A 24,274-nucleotide genomic window follows, 5' to 3' on the forward strand; every position below is an offset into this window, starting at 1 on the left:
ATGCCTATCTGCCGCGCCAAACGGGCGCCCGCTTCTCGCGGAAAGCCGCGACACCCTCCATGGCATCCTCGCTTTTCAAGGCCTTGATGAGCGCGGGTGTCCGCAACGCCTGCGCCTCTGCCGGGCTTAGATGTGCCGTGCGATTGACCGTCTGCTTAATCGCCCGCAGCGAAAGCGGAGCACAGGCAACGATATCGGCGACCCAGCGCTCGACGGCAGCGTCCAGCTCGGCAGCCGAAACGACTTCGTTGACGACGCCGAAACTCGCCATTTCCTGCGCGCTGAACTGCCGCCCCGTCAGCATCACCGCCATGGCACGGTTGAACGGAATCTTGCGCTGCAAGAGCACCATGCCGCCATCGAGCGGCATCCGGCCGACGCGGGCTTCGGGCAGACCGAAGCGCGCCGTCTCCACGGCAATGACGATATCGCAGCCAAGCACCATCTCGAAGCCGCCGCCCAGCGCATAGCCGTTGACGCGCGCAATCACCGGCACGTCGAGCGAGCGGCGGAAGGCGAGACCGCCAAAGCCGTTTTCCCGCCCGACCGTCCAGTAGTCGACACCGGAACTGCCGCTACCGCCTTTGAGGTCGGCGCCTGCGCAAAAAGCCTTTTCGCCGGAGCCGGTCAGGACGACGCAGCTGATGTCGTCGCGCGTCTCGATCTCCGTCCAGATCGACTCCAGCCTCGCCTCGGTCTCGGCATCGACCGCGTTCATCCGGTCGGGGCGGTCGAGCGTGACGCGGGCAACGCGGTCTTCTACGGTGAAGGTAACGCTCATGCGGCGTCTCCCTGCACCTCGGAAAGCGAGGCCAGAATTTCCTCATTGTGCTGACCGAGCTGCGGCGGCGCGATCCGCACGGTGACGTGGGCGGCCGACATGTCGATCGGCGAGCCGATCAGCCGGATCGGGCCGGCGGCGGTCTCACCTGCCTCGAGGATCATTTTGTTGATGATCGTCTGCTCGTCCTTCAGCGCCTCGGGCAGCGAACGGACCGGCGCGCAGAGAATGTCGACGCCTTCCAGCCGTGCGATCCAATGCGCGGTGCTGTTTTTGGCGAAATTCTCGCGGAAGATCGCCTGCAACTCCGGCCGCCGCGCCATTTGCGAGTCGAAATCCTTGTATTGCGGATATTGCGAGAGGTCTTCGATCTCAAGCGCTTCGCAGATATCGCGCAAGGGGTTCGGTTTGAAAGCGCCGACCATGACGATCGCGCTGTCCGTCGTCTCGAAGACGCCCGTCAGTGGGAAGGCGCCCCAGTTCAGGTCCTTCTGGCGCATCAGATGCGTCGTGCCTTCCTGCATCTGCATGGCGATCATGGAGTTGTAGAGGCTGACGGCGACCTGCTGTCCCTCTCCCGTCTTGTCGCGCTGCAGAAGCGCAAGCAGGATACCCTGTACGAGGTGCATGCCGGCAGAATAATCGGCAAGCGGCGTGGCATAGATCGAGGTCGGATGGCTATTGTCGGACTTGCGGCGCATGACGCCGGAGACGGCCTGCGCCAACACGTCCTGGCCGCCCTTATGCTGGTAGGGGCCGGTCAGCCCGAAGCCGGTGCCGACGGCATAGATCAGACGCGGATTGATCTTTTTCAGATCTTCATAGCCAAAGCCCATGCGCTCCATCACGCCAGGCCGGAAGTTGTTGACGACGACGTCAGCCGTCTCAAGCAGCGCCTGGACGGTCTTGCGGGCGCTGGCTTCCTTCAGATCGAGCGCCAGGCTCTTCTTGTTGCGGTTCAAGGAGCAGAAGACCGGGTTATTGAGCCCATCCGGATCGGAACCGAGCGACCAGCGCGAGAGATCGCCGATCTTCACCTTTTCGATCTTGATGACTTCGGCGCCGTAGTCGGCCAGAACCTGGGTGCAGGAGGGGCCGAGCATGACCTGCGTGAAATCGATCACGCGGATTCCGTCGAGTGGCAAAGTCGTCATTCTGCAGCCTCCAAATATGTCGCGTTTTCCGAGGGGATGTCGCCGGGATCGGCGCCCTGAGCCCGCATCTGTTTCTGAATCGCCCTGACATCGGCCTTGCGAACGGTCGTCCCGGCATTGAGGGCGACGGTTGCGGCGACACCAGCCGCCTCACCCATCGCCATGCAGGGCGGGATCTCGCGGCTGGATTTCTGTGCCTGCGGCGTGGAAGAATAATGCCGTCCGGCAACGATCAGCTGGTCGACCTCTCTGGGCAGCATGGCGCGGTAGGGCGTGTAGTAGTCGCGGCCACGGCAGACCGTGTCGGCGAAATGCCGGCGGGTCATGACGTCGTCCTTCGTCACGACATAGTCTCCCTGCAGCAGCCGCGTTTGGCGCACGCCAGTCTGCGGCGCGAAATCGACGACATAGGCATTCTCGAAGCCGGGCATCTTTTCCCGTGCGAAATCGAGCAGCTTGGCAATGCGCGAGCGACCTTCCATCTCCGCCTTGGTCAGATCCTCGACCTTCAGGCCGCTTAAGGTCGGCATATGCGGGCAGTTCAGCCAGACGACGCCGGGCAGCGGGGTCTTCAGCCACCAGAAGGACCAGCAACCGCCGATCAGCCGCTTGGCTTCGTGATCGAGCGCCTTGAAGGCTTCCGGTTCCTGCTGTTCAAAACGTTCCGCCGCTTCCGTATCGACGCCGCCCCAGCGCGACACCGTCGTCAGAATGAAGTTGGATTCGACATGGGAAGCGCCTGCACTCGCGGCGACATCGAGATCGCCCGTCGTATCAATGACGACATCACCGAGGATTGCCTGCATCCCGTCCTTGGTCTGGCAGATGACGCCCTTGATCGTGCCGCCCTCGACGATCGCCGAGGAAAACCAGCTGTGGGTTCTGAGCTTGATCTTCGCTTCGCCGATCATGTCATAGGCGGCGCGCTTGAAGGCGTCGGGATCGAAGGCGGCCGAAAAGCAGATCGGGTGCGGCATTGCCTGTGTGTGGAAATCGAAGAGGCCCCATCGCGCCCAACGCTGCCAGGCCTCCGGCGTGTCGCGGAATTCGATCAGGCGGTCACGGTCGGTCGGTGTCACGCAGAGATCCCACCGCTTCATGCGCTCGATCATCTCCATGCAGATGCCGCGCACCGTGATTTCGAGCTCGTTGATCATATCGTCGAGCACCAGCACCATGCCGCCGGCAGCAAGCCCGCCGACATAGGGATAGCGTTCGAGAAGGGTGACGCTTGCGCCATTGCGCGCTGCCGATACGGCTGCTGCAATTCCGGCAGGCCCCCCGCCGACGACAACCACATCGGAGCGATCGACGACACGGATATCCCGTGCAGGCTGGTGAATAACCTGTTCCATTGGTGTTCCCTCGATGTTTTCTAAGTTTTAGTGCTGTCCGGCCGGCTTCCAGCGGATCATCTTGGCTTCTGCGACCGAGACGATGAAGAAGAGGATCACGGCAAGCAGGGCGGCGATGACCACCGTCGCGTAAAGCAGCGGCGAGCGGAAATTATAGGTCGCCTCGATGATGAGAGCGCCGAGCCCGAAGCTGGAGCCGATCCACTCCGCCACTATCGCGCCCATGACGCTGCTGGTGGCAGCGATCTTCAAGGCGGCGAAGAGGAATGGCAGCGAGCTCGGCAGGCGAACCTTCCAGAGGATCTCGGAGTTGCTGGCCGAGAGCACCCGCATCAGGTCGAGCATGGCGGGGCTTGCCGAGCGAAGTCCCTGGACCATGTTGACCAGCGTCGGGAAGAAACAGATCAGGCCGGCGATGATGATCTTCGGGGCAACGCCGTTGCCGAAGATCAGCACCAGGATCGGCGCAAGCGCGATGATCGGGATCGCCTTGACGAAGACGGCGATCGGATAGAAGGCCTTCTCCGCGGTGGCGCTGTGGACGAACCAGATTGCCAGCATGATGGCGATAAGATTGCCGAAGACAAAGCCGAGAACGGCCTCGAGTACCGTCGGCAGGAGGTTTCTAGTGAGCGTCGCGGCATTGTCGCGAAAGGCATAGAGGACGTCGAGCGGGCTTGGCGCCATGAAGGTCGGGATCTTGAAGATCCAGATGACCGCCTGCCACAGCACGATGCAGCCGAGTGCCGCAAGGATTGCCGGCATGTGCGAGGAGAGGACGCCGACGGTTGCGTCGAGGATGGCGACTTTGCGCGGCGCCTTGGCGATGCGGCCGATGTCGGAGTGGATGGCATTGCTCATATGCATTCCTCCAGCAGCGCACGGAGATGCGCGGTCACCTTGATGAAGTCGACGGTGTCGCGCATCGCAAGCGAGCGCGGATAGGGGAGGTCGACTTTCATGTACTCCTTCACCCTCCCGGGATGGGCCTGCAGCATCAGCACATGCTGGCCGAGGAAGACCGCCTCCGGGATGGAATGGGTGACGAAGACGATGGTTGTGCCGGTTTCGCGCCAGATGCGTAAGAGTTCTTCATTGAGCTTGTCGCGGGTGATTTCGTCGAGCGCGCCGAAGGGCTCATCCATCAAAAGAATGCGCGGCTTGGTCACAAGGGCGCGGGCGATGGCGACACGCTGGCGCATGCCACCCGACAGTTCGTGCGGCAGGGCCTTTTCACGCCCCTTCAGGCCAACGAGCGCCAGCAGCTCCATGGGATCGGCATAGGCGCTCTTGTCATGCTTGCCGACTTCCAGCGGCAGGCGGACATTGTCGATGACACTTCGCCAGGGCAGAAGCGTCGCTTCCTGGAAGACGAAGGCGAAGTCACGGCCCTGACGCGCTTCGCGCGGCGGCCGGCCGAATACCGAAACCGAACCATCGCTGATGTCAACGAGATCGGCGATACAGCGGAGCAGCGTCGACTTGCCGCAGCCGGACGGCCCGAGCATCGTCACGAATGACCCCTCGGGAATGTCGACCGAGACATTGGAGAGTGCGGTGAACTCATTGCCCTTGTCGCCGAAGCGGATGTCGAGATCCCGAATGGAAACGGCAAGTCTTGCCGTTTCAGCTGCTGGTAGCGGCTGTGGCTGCTTGATGGTGGCGGCGCTCATCATGGCATTCACCCGATCTGCTTGCGGATTTCGGTCGTTGCGTCGAGGATCGCCATGGTAGCGACGTCATCGACGGTCGGCGTGGTGCCTGTGAATTGCTTGAGGTCGGCATAGGCCTTGATCTGGGCGGCCCAATTGTCCTTGTTCATCGCACCCCAGCCGGTCTGCTTGGTGCTGTCGCCGAAGGAGAAATCGATGACGGGATGGACGGCCTCGAGTTCGCTCGCCTTGTCGAGATTGGGATAGGCGTCGACCAGCATGTCGACGGCTTCTTCCGGATGGTCGCGCACATAGCCCCAGCCCTTGGCGGCGGCTGTGGTGAAGCGCACCAGCACGTCGGAATGTTTGTCGAGCTGCTCGTCGGTCGTGTAGTAGACATTGGCATAGAGCTGCAGGCCCGCATCCCAGAGCATCATGTCGACGCGCTCGTCGCCGAGCACCTTCAGTGCATTGGTGTTCGTCACCCACCCGGTAACCGCATCAGCCTGACCGGTGATCAACTGGTTCATGTCGGAACCCATGTTGACCATCTTCACTTTGTCTTCCGGAATGCCGTTTTGCGCGAGAAGGGCGCGCAGAAGGATGAAGGCGGTCGGCTGCGTCGCGATCGTCTTGCCGATCATGTCCTTCGGCTCGCGGATCGGCGATTTCTTCAACGAGAAATATGTAAATGGATGCTTACGGTATCCGGCGAGAAACGCCTTGACCGGCATGCCGGCGGAACGCGCGAGCATGACCGACGGGCTCGAGGAAATCTGGCCGATAGCGGATTGGCCTGCTGCCACACCGGCAACGCCATCGACATTCGGGCCGCCGGGGACGATGGTGAGATTGATGCCCTGCTCGGTGAAGAAGCCCTTTTTCTGAGCTGCGACCTCGCCAAGCAGGCCGTTCGAGGCAAGCCAGCCGAGCTGCATGCGAACCTCGGCAACATCGGCCGCCTTGCCGGCGCGAATGCCGACGAAAGTCTGCGTTGCGGCAAGACCTCCGACCAAGGCAGCGTTGGAAAGAAAGCGGCGGCGATTCATCATGAATTGTGACATTCTGACAGTTCCCCTGTTGATTGGGCGATCGGACTTTGCGTCTCGTTATCCACCAATACCGGGATGATGGGGGAATTCAGTGTTCTAATAAAGAACAATTATGCGCACTATCGATTGCCAAAAAGGCAACGGTCAACGTGAGCAAAGGTGCTGCGGATCAATCCGCAGCCCGGTAACATCTGGAGAATATGCCGCCCTGCGGCGCCTTTAGCCGAGGGTCTTGCCGCGTCCAATCCCATAGGTCAGCGCGAGCGCACCGACAAGGACGGCACCCTTGATGAAGTCCTGCGTGTAGTAGGGCGCGTTCAGCATTGTCAGCCCGTTCAGCAGCACACCGACGAAGACCGCACCGATTGTCGTGCCGAGAACGTTGGGACGGCGCAGCCCCAGGACGGCAAAGCCGATGAGCGAGGCTGCGACGGAATCCATCAGCAGCGAGGCGCCGGAGGAGACATCGCCGCGGCCGACGCGGGCGGCGACAATGATGCCGCCAAGCGAAGCGAGAACGCCGGAAAGCACATAGGCAAAGGTCTTCACGCGGGCGATATTGGCACCGGCCAGCCGTGTTGCGGCTTCATTGCCTCCGGTCGCATAGAGAAGGCGGCCAAGGCGCGTGCGCTCCGTGAGGACATGGAGTACGAAGGCCACGACAAGCATCAGAATGACGGGAAAGGGGATCGTGCCGAACAGGCTTGAACGTCCTATCGTCAAAAAGGCAGGGTCGACCTTGCCGATCGCCTTCGTGCCATCGGGAAGGATCAGGCCTACGGAGATCGAACGTCCGGCTGTCGGGATCAGCTGTAGCCCGGTGAGCAGGAACATGGTGGAGAGGGTAGCGAGCAGATCCGGCACCTTCAGCCGAACGATCAGCAGGGCATTGGCAAGCCCGACGATCGCGCCGAAAGCAAGCACCAGCGGCACGGTCTCATAGACGTTGAGGTTCCAGACGATCATCGCATAGCTGGCGGCCATGACGCTGGAGGCGGCCACGGCGCCGACGGAAAGATCGAAGCCGCCGATGGCCAGCGTCACCGTGACGCCGGCGCCGATGATGGCGACGACCGAAACCGCCTGCAGAATGCTCATCAGATTGTTGATGTTGATGAAGGCGGGCTGGGCGGAGCTGAAGATGATGATGAGGGCAAGGAGGAGGAGAAATACCGCTCCCCGCCGCACGAACTCTTGCGGCGATATCGTATGGTTGGCCGGCCTGATCTGTTCGGGGATTTCTGCAGTACCTTCACTCATCAGGCATATTCCTTGTTCTGTCCGCTGCCTGAGGCCGCATCAACGACTTCTTTGAGGCCATGATGTTCCATCAGCAGTACCCGGTCGGCGACTTCGAGTGCTTCTTCCGGATCGGATGTGGCGATCAGCGTCGCGCGATCGGTATGGGCGCGTATGGCTGCGATGATGTCCTGACGGGCGCCAACATCGACCCCCTGGAAGGGCTCGTCGAGAAGCATGAGCCGGCTTGGCTCGGCCTCCCAGCGCGCGAGCACGACCTTTTGCTGATTGCCGCCGGAAAGAGACCAGACGGATGACTCGGGACCGGAGGCCTTTATGCCGAGGCGCCGAATGGCCCTTTCTCCTTCGCGGCTTTCTCGCCCGGAAAACAGGAAGCCCGACGGATACCAATGCTTCAGATGCGGCAGGCTGATGGTCGCCGCAATGCTCTCTCCCGGCCAGTCCGACGGCATGAGCGAAGAGCGATGCCGGTCGGCGGCAGCCATGACGACGCCTCGTGCGATTGCATCTGCAGGCGAGGCTGGTTGAAATGCGGTGCCATCCAAACATACGGTGCCCGCCGCAAAGCGGTCGAGACCGAAAAGGGTTGATAGAAGCCGGCTCTTACCGGCGCCGAGAACACCGGTAATGGCGACGACCTCGCCAGCGTGAAGCCTGAGATCGATCGGTGGGCTGTCGGCAAACAGCTGCGCGCCCTGAAGTTCCAGTATGGTTCGGTCGAACTGCCCCCGACGCTGCGGGCGGGCCGCTTTCATCGAACGGCCGATCATGGTTTCGATGGCCGCATCGAAGTCGATCGGTTGCGAGAAGGCGCCGACATTACGACCGCCCCGCAGGACGACCACCCGGTCGGCGAGCGCATCGAGATCGGCCGTGCGATGCGATATATAGAGAATGCCCAGGCCCCGTGCTTTCAACCGGCGGACGATCTCATAGAGCCGTGCCGTCTCGCGTGCAGAGAGGCTCGCCGTCGGCTCGTCGAGGATCAGCAGCTGCGCCTTGTTGGAAAGGGCGCGGGCAATGGCGATCATCTGTCGGTCGGCTGTGCCCAGATCACCAAAATCCCGGTCGAGCGGCAGGTCGAAACCAGCTTCCGACAGGATGGCTTCCGCCTTTCTCCGCACCGAACGCCTCGACAGAAAAAAGGGTTGGCGTCCGTCGACGAATTGATTGAGCAGCAGCGCGTCCGCGACCGAAAGGCCGGCGATGCCGACGACGCCGGTCGACTGATGTACGGTGACGACGCCCCGCACTGTTGCCTCGGCCGGGCCTTCCGGGCGATAATCCGAGCCGTTCCACAGTATCCTGCCTGAATCGGCCCGGTGAATGCCGGAGAGGATTTTTACCAGTGTCGACTTGCCGGCTCCGTTGGCTCCCATCAGCGCGACGATCTCGCCGCGGTCGACCGTCAGGGACGCTCCCGCTAAGGCCTGTGTCGAGCCGAAGGCAAGCGAGAGATTTTGGGCATCCAGCAAGGTCATGAGCGAGGGTTCGATGATCGTCTGCGATACTCGTAAGCCACTGACGGTCAATCACAAGGGCGCGCCTTGCTTTGTTCACTTAATCTATAGAATAAATTTTTGCGGAGCTTCGGTCCAGCTTTGTCGGGAGGCTGGATGGGTTGGTGGCCAGGTCAATCAAACGCTGTCCGGGTCAGCTAACCGGGAGTTAAATTTGTCTGGAATTCCGAGAGAGCCGAAAAACCCTTCCTTTAATCTACTAATTTTATAGACAATATAAAACGCTTGAATATCAAGAATTTCCGTGATCGCGATGGCTTGGGCCGCGCCCGTACGGAGACATTTGGCAGGAGTTTTTATGGATACAGTGCTCTACCTTGCTTCTCTTGCAACTCGGCCAAGCCTTGCCGCAACCAAGCGCGTCTGGTCGATCTTGCAGCATTTCCTGGCGGGCCTGATGGTTCTCTTCTCCCTTTTGGTGCTGCTGCACGCTCTTTGCGGAAGCTGAGGCCTCGAGCCTCGATCAAGGGTCGGGTAACGAAGCAAGGAAAGGCCCGGCGTGCCGCATGTGAACGCCGGGCCTTATGCAGTTACTTGATGCTGTTCAGATCGACACCCTTGGTTTCGCGAACGAAGATAAGACCGATGACGAGGGTCATCGCAGCGATCGCGATCGGGTACCAGAGGCCATAATAGATATCGCCCTTGGCGGCGCTCATGGCGAAGACCGTTGCCGGCAGCAGACCGCCGAACCAGCCGTTGCCGATGTGATAAGGCAGCGACATGCCGGTATAGCGGATGCGGGTCGGGAACATCTCCACCAGGATTGCGGCGATCGGGCCGTAAACCATGGTCACATAGATCACGAGGATCGTCAGAATGAGGATGGTCAGCGGCCAATTGATGGCCGCGGGATCGGCAACCATCTTGAAGGCCCCGCCATTGGCGATGGTGTAGACCGGCATGTCGGTGGCGCCGCCAGCCTGATCCGCCGTCAGAAGCTTCGCCTTGACGAGGTCGGCGACCGGCGTGACCGTCTTGTCGCCCGCCCGCACGGTTGCCGCGTTGAGCGCGAGTTCGGGATTGGCGGCGATGAAGGCATCCAGCTTGGCGTCCGGCACCTTGGCGGGGTCGCGTGCCAGCGGGAAGCCGGCCTTTTGCAGGGCGAGGTTCATGTCATGCGTGAATACCGCGCTCTTGGCCGCCGCGCCGGCACCCGCCGCCGTGGCATCATAGGAGGTTATGGTCGCGTCGCCCACCTTGACGGTTGCCGGCTGCCCGGCCGGGCCTTCGGCGATGGTATAGGGCACGGACGACTTCGACAGGAAAGACGTGGCGATGTCGCACGAATTGTTGAACTTGGCGGTGCCGACCGGATTGAACTGGAAGGTACAATCGTTGGGCGCTGCCGTCACCGTGGCCCGGATGGTTTGCTCCGCTTGGGCGAGCGCCGGATTTGCGGCGTGGGTCAGCGCCTTGAACAGCGGGAAGTAGGTCAGGATTGCAAGCGCAAGACCCGCCATGATGATCGGCTTGCGACCGATCTTGTCGGACAGCCAGCCGAAGACTACGAAGAAGCCGCTGCCGATCAGAAGTGCGATCGCGATCATGATGTTGACCGACTGGCCATCGACCTTCAGCACGCTTTGCAGGAAGAACAGCGAATAGAACTGGCCCGCATACCAGACGACCGCCTGACCGGCGGTAAGGCCAAGCAGGGCGATCAAGGCGATCTTCGCATTCTTCCACTGACCGAAGGCTTCGGAGAGCGGAGCCTTGGAGCCCTTCCCTTCTTCCTTCATCTTCTTGAACGCTGGCGATTCACTGAGTGACAGTCGTATCCAGACGGAGATGGCAAGCAGAACGCAGGAGAGAAGGAAGGGGATGCGCCAGCCCCAGGCGGCAAATGCATCCTTGCCGACGGCGTTCTGTACGACGAGAACGACGATCAGCGACAGGAACAGGCCGAGCGTCGCAGTCGTCTGTATCCAGGACGTATAATAACCGCGCTTGTTGTCCGGCGCGTGCTCGGCGACATAAGTCGCAGCACCACCGTATTCGCCGCCGAGCGCCAGACCCTGCAATAGGCGAAGGATGATGAGGATGACCGGTGCGATGATGCCCCAGCTCGCCGAGCCGGGAAGGACGCCGACCAGAAAGGTCGAAAGGCCCATGATCAGGATCGTGACGAGGAAGGTATATTTGCGTCCCACGAGGTCGCCGATCCGTCCGAAGACGAGGGCGCCGAACGGCCGCACAAGGAAGCCCGCGGCGAAGGCCAGCAAAGCGAAAATATTGCGGGTTGCTTCCGGATAGTCGCTGAAGAAAGCTGTACCGATGAAGGCAACCAGCGCTCCATAAAGATAGAAGTCATACCATTCGAACACGGTTCCGAGGGAGGATGCGAAGATGACCTTCTTCTCCTCCCTGGTCATGCCTCGGCCGTTCGTCTCGGCCACGGACGTGGTTGCCATGAATCAATCCTCCCAATTGCACCAGGGACATGGTCAAAAAGACCCGTGTCATGTCCCCCATAATGACGTTACGCAGGACTTTCCTGCCGATGGGCGCGGAAAGTCGCGCCAGTGGATGCTCTCCTGATTTCCTCCCCCAGGAGATCAAGCACCTGATGCATGTGCGAGTGTTGGCTAAAAATTGAAAATTGCAATGGCTGCAACCGCTGCCGCTTATGGAAATCTGTGTGTAAGTATCAAGAAATATGAATATGTCATTGCCCTGCGCGACGGGAGCGCTTTATCGCCGGGAAAGGCCATGCCGGACGCGGTGAAATATGAAGCACCCGGTATGGTTCGTAGATGTGAGTCCAGACCGTTTCTGGCCTGTTTCATGCCGCCTGCAGCTGCAGGCGCCGCATTGGTGGGAAGGCAAGCGCGATGGCAGCCGCCCCCAATCCCACCATCGATGAGCCGATGAAGAGCCAGGAATAATTCGCGAAGGTATCGAATATCCAGCCGCCGATCAAAGGGCCGGCCGCCATGCCGATGCTCGAGAGCATCGAGGCTGCGCCGAAGACGGTGCCGATGACGCGGGGTCCGAAATATTCGCGTGCGAGCACGGCATAGAGCGGCATGACGCCGCCATAGGCACTTCCGAAGATGACCGCCAGCGCATAGAACTCGCCAAGTTCGCTGACCAGCAGATAGGTGGCAAGTGCCGCCGCCTGCACCAGCAGGCCGGCGACCAGCACTGGCTTGACGCCGAGCCGGTCCGCCAGCGTTCCATAAAGAAGGCGGCCACCAAGACCCGCGAGGCCCTCGACGCTATAGATGCTGACGGCGGCCATCGGCCCGACGCCGCAGATGGTGGCGTAGCTGACCATATGGAAGATCGGCCCGGAATGAGCCGCACAGCAGGCAAAGAAGGTCGCGCCGAGCACGAGGAACTGCGGCGAGCGGAAGATCCGGCCAAGCGGCAGGCTCTGCTCCTCCTTCTGTCCGCCCAAGCCGGTCGTTTCGGCAAGAACAGGTGCGCGCCGCACCAGCAATGCCGCCGGTATCAGCAGCACCCAGGCCATGACGCCGATGACAAGCATGGCGAAGCGCCAGTCGTAAGCCGAAATCAGGTAGCGGGCGAAAGGCGATATCGTCATCGGCGCGACGCCCATGCCGGCTGAGACCAGCGAGACCGCAAGACCTCTGCCTTTGTCGAACCAGGCCGTCGTTGCCGCGATCATCGGCGCGAAGAAGGCACTGGCGGCAAGGCCGACAAGAATGCCGTAAGTCAGCTGGAATTGCAGAAGCGAACCGGCCCGGCTTGCGAGGACGAGCGCAAGCCCAAGCAACAATGCGCCGATCACCACCACGATTCGGACGCCGAAGCGATCGCTGGCAGCGCCCCAGGCAAAAGCACCGAGGCCCATGGTCAGGAAATTCAGCGTCATGGCGGCGGCGATACCGGCATGCGACCAGCCTGTATCGGCAGCGATCGGCACCTGAAAGATCGCCAAGGAAAACATCGCGCCGAGCGCAACACAGGTCATCAGCGCGCCGGCACCGACAATCACCCAACGATAGGACGAACTCATTTTGCAGCTCCCTTCATCCGGTTCAGCCCAAGGTGCGAAAGATCGGATCGTCGTCTTCCGCGGTACGTTCGCAATAAAGACGATTGCATCGGGATGATTTCGACATTGCCGCCGGAAAAATTTTGATTGGTACTGCGGGCGATGCTTTTGAAAGTCTGGCGGCCAGATCATCCACGGGTCGGGCCTGCCATGGATGAGAGGCATCCTCGGTAGACTGAAGTGGTAGGTCAACACCTCCCCCTTAAGGGGGGAGGTCGCGGCATAGCCGCGGGCGGGGGTGACATGCCGCAAACTTGAAGATCACCCCACCCCGGCCCTATGGGCCGACCCTCCCCCTCAAGGGGAGGGTGAAGATCGCACACCGGTGCGCCCTCCGAGAAGAACGCCCCGCGCGGGTTGGTGGTCTGGACATCCAGCCGCAGCCAGCGTCCGGGATTTAATCTTGAGCTCATATAGGGCTGCTAAGACAACCGCCTCGATGCTGAAAGACCCTGCTTCGCAGCCGTAAGGCGAGCGCATGCAGCTGCAAATGACTACAGGCTCAAAGTAATACCGAACCAGATCATCAATCATGGAGCGGACTATTCAATGGCTCATATCGTCATCATCAATCCGCGTTTCGAAACCTCTTATTGGGGCATGGAACATGCCCTGCCGCTGTTCGATGCGAAGGCCAATCTTCCCGTGGCCTGTCTGCCATTGCTTGCGGCGCTGACGCCGGCCGAGCATACCGTCACGCTGGTCGATGAGAATATCGAGCCGATAGACTACGGCCTTTGCGAGAGGGCCGATATCGTTGCCCTGACGGGCATGATCGTCCAGCGCTTTCGCATGACGGAAATTCTGACCGAGCTCAAACGGCGCAACTGTTTCATCGTCGTCGGCGGACCTTGGGTTACGGTCAAGGAGGATTATTTCGGCAATCTCGTCGATGTCTCCTTCATCGGCGAGGCGGAAGAAACCTGGCCCAAATTCTTGGCTGAATGGCAGGAGGGCCATCACGCGCGGCGCTACGAACAGTCCGACAGGACGGATATGAGCACGGTGCCCGTGCCGCGCTTCGATCTTCTGAAGATGGATGACTATGCGGTCGGCAGCATCCAGTTCTCGCGCGGCTGTCCCTTCACCTGTGATTTCTGCGATATCATCGTGGTCTTCGGCCGCAAGCCGCGCATCAAGACCAGCATCCAGATCATCGCCGAGATGGAGGCGCTGCTCGCGTCAGGAATGGATACGGCCTTCATCGTCGACGACAATCTGATCGGCAACAAGAAAGCGATCAAGGAAGTGTTGCGCGATGTCGTCGCCTGGCAGGAGCGCCATCATTATCCGATGACGTTCCTGACGGAGGCGTCGATCGATCTGGCTGACGATGCCGAGCTGATGCAGCTGATGGTCGATGCCAATATCCGCACGGTCTTCATTGGCATCGAGACGCCGAACGAGGAGGCGCTGCGCGAAACCAAGAAGCTGCAGAACCTGCGCAAGGGCGGGACGATGCTGGAGAAGATCCACTCGATCCAGCAGACCGGTATGGAAGTCTGGTGCGGCATGATCCTGGGTTTCGACAGCGACGATGCGACCATTTTCGATGCGCAGCGGGTTTTCATCAAGGATGCGCGCATCGTCAACGCCATGATCGGCATGCTGGCAGCGATCCCGAAGACGCCGCTCTATACGCGCCTCGCCAAGGAAGGCAGGCTCGATCATGATGATCCGCCAGCCTACGGCACCAACGTCATTCCGCTCAACCTCTCACGGGAAACCCTGAGGGACGGGTATCTTTCGGTCTTAAGCGATCTGCATCAGCCGGCTGCCTATTTCGATCGGTTGGATGCGCTCTACATTGATGCGCGTATCGAACCGGAAAGCACTCGCTTACGCCATCTGCGCCGACATCCGTTGCGTCTGATCGCGCTCAACGCAACATGGGCACTCGAGGCGGTCGGGATTTTCGTTCGGTTGATGCGCCGGGTGAAGGAGGCGGATTTGCGCGCCACCTATCGCGCGCGGCTTTTCAACCTCCTGCGGCATCGACGATCCCCCGTGGTGCTGCAAATCTACGCGATCAAGTGCGCCATGCATTATCACGCCCATATCATGGTGCAGCAGATGCGAACCGGCGGCGGCATCGTCAATTCGTTCTGACGTAATTTGGCGGCTCGGATGGGCGCCCCGTTTTGTCGATGCGTTTTCTTTGCGTCGAAAATGGCAGGTATCGACTGTTGCCACGAAGCAACATAAGTGACTGCAAATCTGCAATTCGAAATTGTGGGCTTGCCGAATCTGAGATCTTACGTATTATACGCTCATCCGCAAATCGAACACAGGAGGCGTGATATGCAACATACACACATGTTTACCTACGCCTCTAGCGGAATGCTCGTTACTGGTTTGGTATGTGCCATGCCAGCTACACGACGAGCAACTATTTAAAGCCCGAAATAGCTTTGAATGCCGCCACTTAGGCGTTTTTCCCATAAACACATTGTGACTTGCTGATGGAATGAACCGACGCATGTTCCATGCGTCAACTCCTGATGCCGGTCGAGCTTCAAGAGGACCTGGCTGCGTAATTGCGCCAGGAAAAACAATGACGAACTCACAATTTATAGTTGCTGATAACTTAGCGGCAGCGGTCGATGAACTGTGCCTGAAATTCGGTGCTTGGAGGACGGCGCGCGCCTTGCTGCTCGTCGTCTGGAAGCAGCGTCAGACCAGGAGAGTGGTGTCGGAACTGTCGAACTATCAGCTCCGCGACATCGGTCTCCCCGAACGGGAAGACCCTCTTGGGCATCCCAGCCATATGCCCCCGCATCTGCGCACCTACAGCTGAATGGGGGCGGTGCAGGCGAATGCCCGGCTGCATGTCATTCTCGCTCCACTTTGGCTCGGGTATGGCTTTGCGGCGGGAGAAAAGACGGGAAGGGTAAGCTGTTCACGAATCGGACGCACCAAATTCGTGAGCCGATGCTTACCTAAGAACATCCCGGAAGCGAAAGTGGCAGGGGAGGAGGCGATGCATTCTCCCCTGTCACGCCGTTGTCACTGACGACCGCTTGCAGCAGGTGCTCCGCGAAAATGTCCTGCGTCCCAGTTCTTTCCATAAATGATCTAACTCCGCCCGAAGAGGGTCGCAATCTTCCTGCAATCCGCCTATGCAATGTAGCTGTTCCATTTGTGGGAATGGTTCATTGCGGATCTTGTTGCTGGAAGACGAACCGGAAATGGCTGCGGCGTTGAGTGCCGCGCTGCAGGCTCGTGACGCCATCGTCGATCATGTGTCGATCTTGGCTGATGCCGAAGAGGCTGCGATAAATCTGCCCTATGATGTCATTCTCCTCGACCGCCAGGTTCCGGACGGCGACGGCCTGTCGATTGTTCCGAAGCTGCGCGCGGCCGGTGTCGGCACGCCAGTGATCATATTGACGGCGCGCGGCGATCTCGACGATCGTATTGGCGGTCTCGATACCGGCGCCGACGATTATCTCGTCAAGCCTTTTGCCGTGGAGGAGTTGCTGGCGCGATTGCGCGCTATCTTGCGACGCCCGGGTGACGTGCGGACCGAGGTGGTGAATTTCGGCAGGCTATCTTATGATTTCGGCTGCCACGATATTTTGATCGACGGCGAACGGCTTGAGCTACCGCGTCGCGAAGTGCTGGTCTTCGAGGCGCTTGTGCGCCGGCTTGGCCGCACGGTGCCGCGCCATGCGCTGGAGGAGGCCGTTTACGGGTTTGCCGATGATATCCAGTCCAACACGCTGGATGCGCATATCTCCCGTCTTCGCCGCAAGCTTGCCGCCGTGGAGGCGGGCCTCGAAATTCACCCCGTTCGCGGCATCGGCTATCTGATGAGACTGACATCATGAGCGCAGGCCAGCCTTCGCTGCGATGGCGTCTCGTATCGCGTCTGTCGTTCCTGCAGGCGATTTTCCTGTCGCTGCTTGCGGTGCTCATCGTCGCCGCCCTCTGGGCGACCGGCAGTTTCATCTCGCTTCAGCCGGAAGACGAAACGATAGATGCCATCTCCCAGTCTCTTGTCCGTGATCAGAATGGCGCTCTTGCGCTGAAGGAGACGCCGGCGCTTGCGGCGCGGCGGAGCAATCTGCCCGGCCTTTGGTTTGTCGTACGGGATCGAAGCGGCGCCGTAGTCAGAGACGGGAGCGTGCCGCCGGCCTATGCGGCGATCGGCGGCGCACTTGACGGCATCGGACAGGCCCGCTTCGGCAGCAATCTCGGCGGCAGCACCGTGCCGGCCGCCCGGCTGCAATGGGTGGCGTCTCCGGCCGGCGAGGTACAGGTTCTGACGGGCATGGACGGCAGCGTATCGACCGTCCGCATCCTGGGTGCGATGGGCATTGTGTTCTTCAGCACCCTTCTGCCGCTGCTCCTCGTCACGGCGATTGCAACGGTGATTGCCGCGCCTCTCGTGGTTCGCCGCGCTTTTTCCTCGCTCGATTCCGTGGTTGCCCGCGCCAAGCAGATCGATATCAATCGCCAGGGTACGCGGCTTCCGATTGATGATGTCCCGCGCGAGATCCTGCCGCTTGTCGAAGCTGTCAACGATGCGCTGAGCCGACTGGACGAAGGCTATGAGCGGCAGAAGCGCCTTTTCTCCCATCTTGCCCATGAATGGCGAACCCCGGTCGCGATCCTGCAGGCACGTCTCGACGGCCTGCCGACAGGTCCTTTGAAGGAACGACTCTTCGAGGATACTGTGCGCCTTGCGACCCTTGCCGAGCAGTTCCTTGACCTACAGCGTCTCAATCATCGGTTCGAGCCGGCCCCGACCAATCTTGTCGAGATCGCGCAGCACGTCGTTTCGGAGCTGGCACCGCTCGCGATTGCCGCCAACTACGAGCCCTGCTTCATCAAGGACGAGGAGGTCGTGGAAGTTCTCGGTGATCGCGTGGCCATCGAGCGAGCCGTTGCCAATCTCGTGCAGAATGCGATCCAGTATGGCGGCCGCACCGGCAAGATAATTGTCCATGTCGGTCGTGCCACCGGCATCACTGTAACCGATGAAGGAAGCGGCATTCCGCAGGAGGAGCGGGCTCGCATCTTCGAGCCGTTTCATCGTCTCCCCGGACACGGCAAGGGGTTCGGTCTTGGGCTCAATCTCGTTCAGGAAATTGCCCGGCTTCACGGTGGAAAGGTTTGCGTCCTCGACGAACCGGCCGGTGGTGCAGCCTTCAGATTGAGCTTCCCGACGGTCGGATAAGTTGTCACGGGCTTCCCGGTGCAATGTTCTCGCAATCGGCTCCCCGTAGGAAAAGCCTGCTGCGCGGGCGAATCTCCTGCGGCCTTACTGGTCGGAACATATGTCAAACACTTCATTATTTCTGCGAACTCTGTTGATCAATCCGCGCATGGTGGGAGCAATAGCTCCTTCCGGTACGATGTTGGCCAATCTGATTACAAGCGAAGTCGATCCCTCGGCCGGGCCTGTTCTGGAGCTTGGCCCCGGAACGGGAGTGTTCACACAAGCCTTGCTTGCGCGCGGCATATGCGAGCGCGACATCACACTGATTGAATCCGCTCATGGCTTTGCCAGCCTGCTCCGACGGCGGTTTCCCAATGCTCGAGTCATCTGTGCCGATGCTGCACGACTTGGGGCTCATGACTTGCCGGAAGGCGTGCTGTTCGGCTGTGCGATCAGCGGGCTACCGTTGCTGAACATGTCGCCGAAGACAGTAATTGCCATTCTGACCGGGGTCTCGTCGCGGCTGCGTGAAGACGGTGCGTTCTATCAGTTCACCTACGGCGTTCGCTGTCCCGTACCGCATCGGCTGCTCGATCGGTTCGGCTTCAAGGCAACGCTGCATGGCCAGGTGCTGCGCAACTTCCCGCCTGCCAGGGTCTATAAGATCGTCCGGCGCAGGCCGCTTCATTATCCGGCCGTTGTCGTATGAATGGTTCCCCGCATCTGTTGGATACTCTGTCCGATCTGGCGGCGTCGGGATTGCTTGGCCTTGCATTTTGTTCTGCGATCGAGAAGCTCGTCCCTGTCATACCGTCCGCCGGCATGTTCCTGATGTTGGGTGTGCTGGGTGTCGCTCATCCAGCTGATCTGCCCGCGGTGATCGCCATTACGGCGGCAGGTTCGACGGCAGGCTCGTTGTTCTGGTATGGAATGGGCCGATGGCTGGGGCCTACACGTGGCGACGTCTTCGTACAGAGGATGACCAGGCGTCTGGATATCAAGGAAGAATGGTATCCGCGGCTCAAGCGCAATTATCGTGGTAATCTGATACGGGTCGTGTTCTTCGGCCAGCTTGTGCCTGTCGTCAGGGCCTATATGGCATTTCCAGCTGGTGTGCTTGCCATGCCGGCGCCAGGCTTCGTCATCGCAACATTCTGCGGCGCATTATTTTGGAATACACCGTTTCTGGTATCGGGCTACTTGCTGCGGAGTCAGATATTTGCGCCAGACACAGCAGCACCTGCTGCCGTCGTGGCAATCGTTTTGGTTAATCTTTTGCTGTTTGCCCTGTTCCGACTTGGCCGGCCAAGCCGCAACGCGGCTTAGCCGGTCGTGTCGTTTGCCGCCGGCTATACGGTCAGAACGGCATATATGACGCCGCCATTCTCGCCACGCGTAACGGAAATGTCGGCGATCGGATGCTTGACCTTGTCGATGATCGACTGGACATCCTCGTCCGTTCGCCAGATCAGCGGCCAGTTCATGAAGGTTTCCATATAACCTTCGACACCGATATCCTTGGCGAAGTTTGCGAGCAGGAACTTGCCGCCGGGCTTCAGCATCTGCAGGCAGCGCTCCGTCAGTCGCACGGCTACGCTTTCGGCCAGATAGTCGTAAAGGCCGGCTGCATAGATGAAGTCGAACGTACCGAGCTTCTGTGCACGCCCCAAAATGGTGCGGACGGAGCCGTTGATCGCTTCGATACAGCTGCCATGGAAGGCCGAGCTCACCGTTCCGACGCTGACCGGATCCTGGTCAAGTGCGACCCAGCGCTTGAGCTTGCCGCTCTGCAGAGCTTGGGAGAGCTCCGCTTCGCGAAGATGGCCGGCTGCGATCGCCAGGATCTCGGCGCCATCCGTCGTCTCCGCCACCGCATCGACATGCGCGGCCAGGATCTCGCGCCTTTCGCGCACGGCAACGGCGGATGCTGCGCGCCGGGTGAAATCGTAAACCTCAGCGCCCAGCGCCGAAGCCTCCGCCACCTGTGCGGCAACGGCCGGATGTTCGTAAATGAAATCCAGCAGATAGGCATCCCCGCTATAGCCGCGCGGCTTTTCAAAGGACCATCGTGTCAGAGGGTCTTGCAGCAGGAAGGACGAAACGGGATGACCCTGCGCAACCGAGGCCAAATGGGTCCAGGTCAGGGGTGTCGTCTTGCTTTTCAGTGCCTGCAGACGTTCGGTCAAGGCCTTCATCGTGGCTGGAACGGATGCGTTTGCTTCGAATGCTTGCTGCGTCAGGGAAAGAATGAGGGCGAGTTCGGCTTCGCCCTCCTTAATTTGGTCGGTTGCAAGGTTGTTACCGGACGATCTCGTATGTTCCGAGATGGACTGGGAGGTAACGAGGCTGAAGCCATCAAGAGCGGTTTGAAATTGTTTCAATTTTAAATCATTCCGTGAACACTGTGCAAACCATATCTCATATAAAAATTGAGCGCTATGGTTTTGTTAATGTCGCTGCGGCAACGCTGTCGTTATCAAACGGATCAAATTAGCCGCCGTGGTGAAGCGAGCGATTTGTTCATTCGAGCGACGCAAAGGTAACGCGGTGGACATGAAGTCTCGGCTAACTCGGGTGATGGTGAGCATGCGTCGATTGTCGGGAAGCAGCGATCTTGGTCAGGGCGAGGCTCGCATGACTAACCGCCCCGATGAGCTGCGTGCGCTCTACAAAGCCTATAGCAACGACGCGCGGCGTGCCTTGGCTCGCAGCGGTCTGTGGCTTGCTGTGCCCGTTTATGTGCTCTTCCTGATCACGGATCTGGTCTTCATTCCCGACGTCTCGCATGTGACGATCCCTGCGCGGTTTCTGATCGGTGGCTTTTCGCTTCTGATCCTGGAAATGCAGTTTTCGCGGCAGCGTCGTGCCGGCGAGCTTGAGGCGACATGTGCTGCGGCTGTGGTTCTCGGATATGTCGTGTGGCTGCTGCCGGCATTGCAGACGGCCAATGCCGAGGCATTCTCTTATTATGCCGCCTTCGGCGCCATCTTCATGATGGGTGTTAACCTTTTCTTCAGTCTTGAATTCGGCTTGGCATTGGTCTCGTCCGGGCTGATCTTTGCGTTTTTCCTGCTGTCGCTTACGGAATTTCACTACAGTGCCGCCTATTGCCTGGCCTTCACGACCTTCTATCTCTGCTGCTTCGTGTTCACTTCCTATGTGAACTGGAAATTGAACAAGGAACGTTTCAACGTCTTTCTCAATGCACGGGAAGCAGAATTGCAGCAGCGCCAGGCGACCGAACGCGGCGAGGCGCTCCTGCGGCTTTCCATTACCGATTCCCTGACCGGAATGGAAAATAGAAGAGCTGCCGATATAAGGCTGAAACAGTTTTGGGATCGCTGGCGCGAGAAGGACGCCCCGTTCGCCATCCTTCTGGTCGATGTCGACTTCTTTAAGAAGTATAATGACTATTACGGCCATCAGGAGGGCGATCATTGTCTTGTGACGGTTGCCAATGCCCTGTCGAATATCGTCGCTCCCCTGGGGGCGACGGTGGGACGTTATGGCGGCGAGGAATTCATCGTCATTCTCGATCTGGAGAGCAGCTCGGATGCGCTGGCGCTGGCAGAGGCGATTTGTCAGGGGATCGAAGCTCTTGATATCGTCCATGCGCAGCGTCTGGATGGTTTCCGGCATGTCACGGTGAGCGTCGGAGCGACCATTACGAGAGACGTCGCTGGTACGAAGCTCGAGAATGTGATCAACGAAGCCGACCGTGCTCTCTATTCCGCAAAGGCGAGCGGCCGCAATTGCGCAAGGATATTCGACCCGAACGAACTGCCCGGCGGCGATGCAAGCGAGAATATCGCAGCCATTCTGAAGATCGCTATTCAGCAGAACCTCGTCTCGCTGGTCTATCAGCCGATCCAATATCTTCAGACCGGAGAGATCGGCGCCTATGAAGCGCTGATGCGCCTGCAGTTGCTCGACGGGTCGAATGCTTCTCCGGCAGTCTTTATCCCGATAGCGGAGCGCACCGGCGCCATCATGGAGCTCGGCTACTGGGCGATCAGAAGGGCCTGCTGTGACTTGCTGACCCGCGACATTGTCGACACGGTCAGCATCAATGTCTCCCCGATCCAGCTGCGGGCTCCAGGTTTTGCCGCGCAGGTGGCGGCCATTCTGGCGGAGACGGGCGTTTCGGGTCACCGGGTGGCGTTCGAGATCACCGAAGGCGTTGATATGGAGATACGCCCCGATGTCCTCGACAGCATTCAGGATCTGAAGAAGCTCGGCATCAAATTCTGGCTGGATGATTTCGGCACGGGTTTTGCCGGACTATCATGGCTTCGCCTGATGGAGTTCGAAACCGTCAAGATCGACAAATCCTTCCTGCATGATGCGGCAAGCAACGACGGCGCGAAGATCCTTCTCGAGGACATCATCGGTCTGGTGCGCAATCGCGGTCATCGCATCCTGGTCGAGGGAGTGGAGGATGAAGAGCAGCTCAATCTTGTCAAATCCTTTGGCATCGATGCGGTTCAGGGATACCATATCGGTCGTCCGGCACCAGCGCTCAAGCATCCGATTACAATGATGCATACAGGACGCCGCCGTCTGCAGGCATCGGCCTGAGGCGCAGACCGTCTCCAGGTCGAGGGTAATGAGAATGGCAAGCGTCGACCTGTCCGAGACTTACCGAGGCTATGTTGCCTGTCTGAACAAGCAGGATTGGTCGAGCCTGGGCAAATTCGTCCATGAAGACGTGCATTATAATGGCGATTATGTCGGCCTATCAGGCTATCGGCAAATGCTCGAAGGCGATTTTCGCGCCATTCCCGATCTTCATTTCGAGATCACTCTGCTGATCTGCGAGCCGCCACGTGTCGCAAGCCGCCTGCAATTTGATTGTACACCGACGGGAATGCTGTTTGGTATGGCGGTGAACGGCAGAAGGGTGCAGTTTGCCGAGAATGTCTTTTATGAGTTTCTGGATGGGCGAATCCGGAACGTCTGGTCTGTCATCGACAAAGCTGCGATCGCGGCCCAGCTATAGGTCAATTTAGGATTCCGAAATCCGCCACATGCCAAAGGGCTAATTGCGCTCGAGACGAAGAGCGATGAAGCCCGCGATGAAGGCGGTAATGCCGCTTGCGACGACGGGGCCGAAGTAGCTCCCGGTATGATCGAAGATGAAACCTGCGGCCGTTGGGCCGATCAAGGCCGCGATCCCGACGGCGGTATAGAGATATCCGATGACGGCGCCGATATGACGCGTGCCGAACAGATCGGCTGCAACAGCGGGATAAAGGCCTACACAGCCGCCATAACTCATGCCGAACGTCAATGCGAACAATGCCAGCTGGATCATGTCGGTTGCCGATGCCCATAATGCAAAGGATCCGGCAACAGCAAATGTCAGCACGGCCAGCAGCTGGCGACGCCCGAAGCGATCGCCCAGGCTGGCGAGGAAAAAGCGACCGATGATGTTGCCGACACCGATAAGGCCGACAAGGGTCGTTCCATCCTGAATGGAAAGGCCCATGTCCTGAGCGGCCGCAACAATATGGACGTACGGGATGAAGGTGCAGAACGACGACAGGATAAGCACGACATAGAAAAGGTAGAACCGGCTGTCTCGCCATACAGCGAGCGAATTTGCAGGGTTGCTCGCTCGGTTCGAGGACGGGTTCGTATTGTCACGCCTTTTGCGGACGACCATTGCAGCCGGCAGTCCGAACCCGGCAAAGAGGCATGCCAGCGCGACGAAGCAGCCCCGCCAGCCGATTGATGGAAGAGCATGGCCGATGGCAAAAGGCAGGATCAGGGTGCCGAGGCCAATTCCGGCCGTCGCAATGCCCGATGCCCGGCTTCGTTTGCGGATAAACCAGGATTGCACGGCGCCAAGGGCTGGAACGTAAGAGAGGCCGATCCCAAGGCCAACGCCGAAGCCATACCAGATGTAGAGCGACACAAGGGATCCGGCGCGACTGGCGCCGATATAGCCGAGGATCATGGCGGCAAGCCCCAGAAGAACCAGACCGCGCGGCGACCATCTGTCGGCGAGTGGCCCGGTAATCGCGCCCAGGGAGTAGAAGAGGAATGCGGAAATGGAGAAGACGAGGGCGATCTCGCCGCGAGAGGCGCTAAACTCCGCGGCAAGCCCCGGCAAGGTGGCGGAGAAGGAGTAGGCGGCTCCGAATGTCACGGCCGTCAGCACATGGGTGGCGGCAACGACCTTCCATCCCTCCCGCGTATCGGCTTCTTCATGGTCACGCGAAAGGGCAAGATCGGACATCGGCGCGCTCGGTCAAGTTATGTTGCCGGCCAATATGGCCTAGGGGGCAGCATTGGAAAAATGAATAGCGT

21 protein-coding genes are annotated in these 24,274 nt (G+C 59.7%); 9 read left to right on the plus strand and 12 right to left on the minus strand.

Annotated features, from left to right (window positions below):
• Positions 1-4: 4 nt before the first annotated feature.
• The 8 genes from ABOK31_RS22575 to ABOK31_RS22610 all read right to left on the minus strand — a co-directional run bounded on the left by ABOK31_RS22575 (position 5) and on the right by ABOK31_RS22610 (position 8,735).
• Positions 5-781, minus strand: coding sequence for an enoyl-CoA hydratase-related protein (locus tag ABOK31_RS22575; protein ID WP_349960948.1), 777 nt, complete (start codon positions 779-781; stop codon positions 5-7).
• Positions 778-1,935 carry a CoA transferase gene (locus ABOK31_RS22580; protein ID WP_349960950.1) on the minus strand — a complete coding sequence of 386 codons (1,158 nt, stop codon included), beginning with the start codon at positions 1,933-1,935 and terminating at the stop codon, positions 778-780. The genes ABOK31_RS22575 and ABOK31_RS22580 overlap by 4 nt, the downstream gene beginning before the upstream one ends.
• Entirely contained in the window at positions 1,932-3,290 is a 1,359-nt protein-coding gene (locus ABOK31_RS22585) for an FAD-dependent oxidoreductase (protein WP_349960952.1), read from the minus strand. Before ABOK31_RS22585 ends, ABOK31_RS22580 begins: the two co-directional genes overlap by 4 nt.
• A 27-nt stretch (positions 3,291-3,317) precedes the next feature.
• A complete protein-coding gene (locus tag ABOK31_RS22590) occupies positions 3,318-4,151 on the minus strand; it encodes an ABC transporter permease (RefSeq protein ID WP_349960954.1) in 834 nt (277 codons plus the stop codon).
• Positions 4,148-4,966: an ABC transporter ATP-binding protein gene (locus tag ABOK31_RS22595; protein ID WP_349960956.1), complete on the minus strand. Its 819-nt coding sequence runs from the start codon at positions 4,964-4,966 to the stop codon at positions 4,148-4,150. Before ABOK31_RS22595 ends, ABOK31_RS22590 begins: the two co-directional genes overlap by 4 nt.
• Positions 4,967-4,971: 5 nt before the next feature.
• Entirely contained in the window at positions 4,972-6,006 is a 1,035-nt protein-coding gene (locus ABOK31_RS22600; protein ID WP_174181758.1) for an ABC transporter substrate-binding protein, read from the minus strand.
• Between the two features lie 207 nt (positions 6,007-6,213).
• The gene (locus ABOK31_RS22605; RefSeq protein WP_349960958.1) at positions 6,214-7,254 is read right to left on the minus strand and encodes an ABC transporter permease; all 1,041 of its coding nucleotides are present in this window, start codon (positions 7,252-7,254) and stop codon (positions 6,214-6,216) included.
• On the minus strand, positions 7,254-8,735 hold the full coding sequence (locus tag ABOK31_RS22610) for a sugar ABC transporter ATP-binding protein (RefSeq protein ID WP_349960960.1): 1,482 nt from the start codon (positions 8,733-8,735) through the stop codon (positions 7,254-7,256). The genes ABOK31_RS22605 and ABOK31_RS22610 overlap by 1 nt, the downstream gene beginning before the upstream one ends.
• A 337-nt stretch (positions 8,736-9,072) precedes the next feature.
• On the opposite strand from ABOK31_RS22610, the gene ABOK31_RS22615 reads away from it, so the two are divergent.
• Positions 9,073-9,222, plus strand: coding sequence for a hypothetical protein (locus ABOK31_RS22615; RefSeq protein ID WP_156090748.1), 150 nt, complete (start codon positions 9,073-9,075; stop codon positions 9,220-9,222).
• Positions 9,223-9,304: 82 nt separating this feature from the next.
• Here ABOK31_RS22615 and ABOK31_RS22620 read toward each other — a convergent pair whose 3' ends face one another.
• Entirely contained in the window at positions 9,305-11,188 is a 1,884-nt protein-coding gene (locus tag ABOK31_RS22620) for an MFS transporter (protein WP_349960963.1), read from the minus strand.
• A gap of 371 nt (positions 11,189-11,559) precedes the next feature.
• Positions 11,560-12,759 carry an MFS transporter gene (locus ABOK31_RS22625; protein WP_349960965.1) on the minus strand — a complete coding sequence of 400 codons (1,200 nt, stop codon included), beginning with the start codon at positions 12,757-12,759 and terminating at the stop codon, positions 11,560-11,562.
• A 588-nt stretch (positions 12,760-13,347) separates the two neighbouring features.
• Here ABOK31_RS22625 and ABOK31_RS22630 point away from each other — a divergent pair.
• From ABOK31_RS22630 to ABOK31_RS22655, 6 genes are all read left to right on the plus strand, one after another.
• Positions 13,348-14,907, plus strand: a complete 1,560-nt coding sequence (locus tag ABOK31_RS22630; RefSeq protein ID WP_174181768.1) for a DUF4070 domain-containing protein — start codon at positions 13,348-13,350, stop codon at positions 14,905-14,907.
• Between the two features lie 445 nt (positions 14,908-15,352).
• On the plus strand, positions 15,353-15,595 hold the full coding sequence (locus ABOK31_RS22635) for a DUF1127 domain-containing protein (protein WP_174181770.1): 243 nt from the start codon (positions 15,353-15,355) through the stop codon (positions 15,593-15,595).
• Between the two features lie 358 nt (positions 15,596-15,953).
• Positions 15,954-16,628 carry a response regulator transcription factor gene (locus tag ABOK31_RS22640; protein ID WP_349960967.1) on the plus strand — a complete coding sequence of 225 codons (675 nt, stop codon included), beginning with the start codon at positions 15,954-15,956 and terminating at the stop codon, positions 16,626-16,628.
• Positions 16,625-17,980, plus strand: coding sequence for a HAMP domain-containing sensor histidine kinase (locus ABOK31_RS22645; protein WP_349960968.1), 1,356 nt, complete (start codon positions 16,625-16,627; stop codon positions 17,978-17,980). Before ABOK31_RS22640 ends, ABOK31_RS22645 begins: the two co-directional genes overlap by 4 nt.
• Before the next feature lie 148 nt (positions 17,981-18,128).
• Entirely contained in the window at positions 18,129-18,671 is a 543-nt protein-coding gene (locus ABOK31_RS22650) for a methyltransferase domain-containing protein (RefSeq protein WP_349960970.1), read from the plus strand.
• 17 nt (positions 18,672-18,688) lie between these two features.
• On the plus strand, positions 18,689-19,288 hold the full coding sequence (locus ABOK31_RS22655) for a DedA family protein (protein WP_349960971.1): 600 nt from the start codon (positions 18,689-18,691) through the stop codon (positions 19,286-19,288).
• A gap of 23 nt (positions 19,289-19,311) precedes the next feature.
• Here the strand turns inward: ABOK31_RS22655 and ABOK31_RS22660 are convergent, their stop codons facing one another.
• The gene (locus ABOK31_RS22660) at positions 19,312-20,343 is read right to left on the minus strand and encodes a class I SAM-dependent methyltransferase (protein WP_349960973.1); all 1,032 of its coding nucleotides are present in this window, start codon (positions 20,341-20,343) and stop codon (positions 19,312-19,314) included.
• Positions 20,344-20,596: 253 nt separating this feature from the next.
• Here ABOK31_RS22660 and ABOK31_RS22665 point away from each other — a divergent pair, with 253 nt between their 5' ends.
• Positions 20,597-22,540, plus strand: a complete 1,944-nt coding sequence (locus tag ABOK31_RS22665; RefSeq protein WP_349960974.1) for a GGDEF domain-containing protein — start codon at positions 20,597-20,599, stop codon at positions 22,538-22,540.
• A gap of 34 nt (positions 22,541-22,574) precedes the next feature.
• On the plus strand, positions 22,575-22,961 hold the full coding sequence (locus ABOK31_RS22670; protein ID WP_349960976.1) for an ester cyclase: 387 nt from the start codon (positions 22,575-22,577) through the stop codon (positions 22,959-22,961).
• Positions 22,962-23,000: 39 nt separating this feature from the next.
• On the opposite strand, the gene ABOK31_RS22675 is transcribed toward ABOK31_RS22670, so the two are convergent.
• Entirely contained in the window at positions 23,001-24,203 is a 1,203-nt protein-coding gene (locus tag ABOK31_RS22675) for an MFS transporter (protein ID WP_174181784.1), read from the minus strand.
• Positions 24,204-24,274 lie beyond the last annotated feature (71 nt).

This window comes from Rhizobium sp. ZPR4 (assembly GCF_040215725.1).
GTDB classification, from domain to species: domain Bacteria; phylum Pseudomonadota; class Alphaproteobacteria; order Rhizobiales; family Rhizobiaceae; genus Rhizobium; species Rhizobium rhizogenes_D.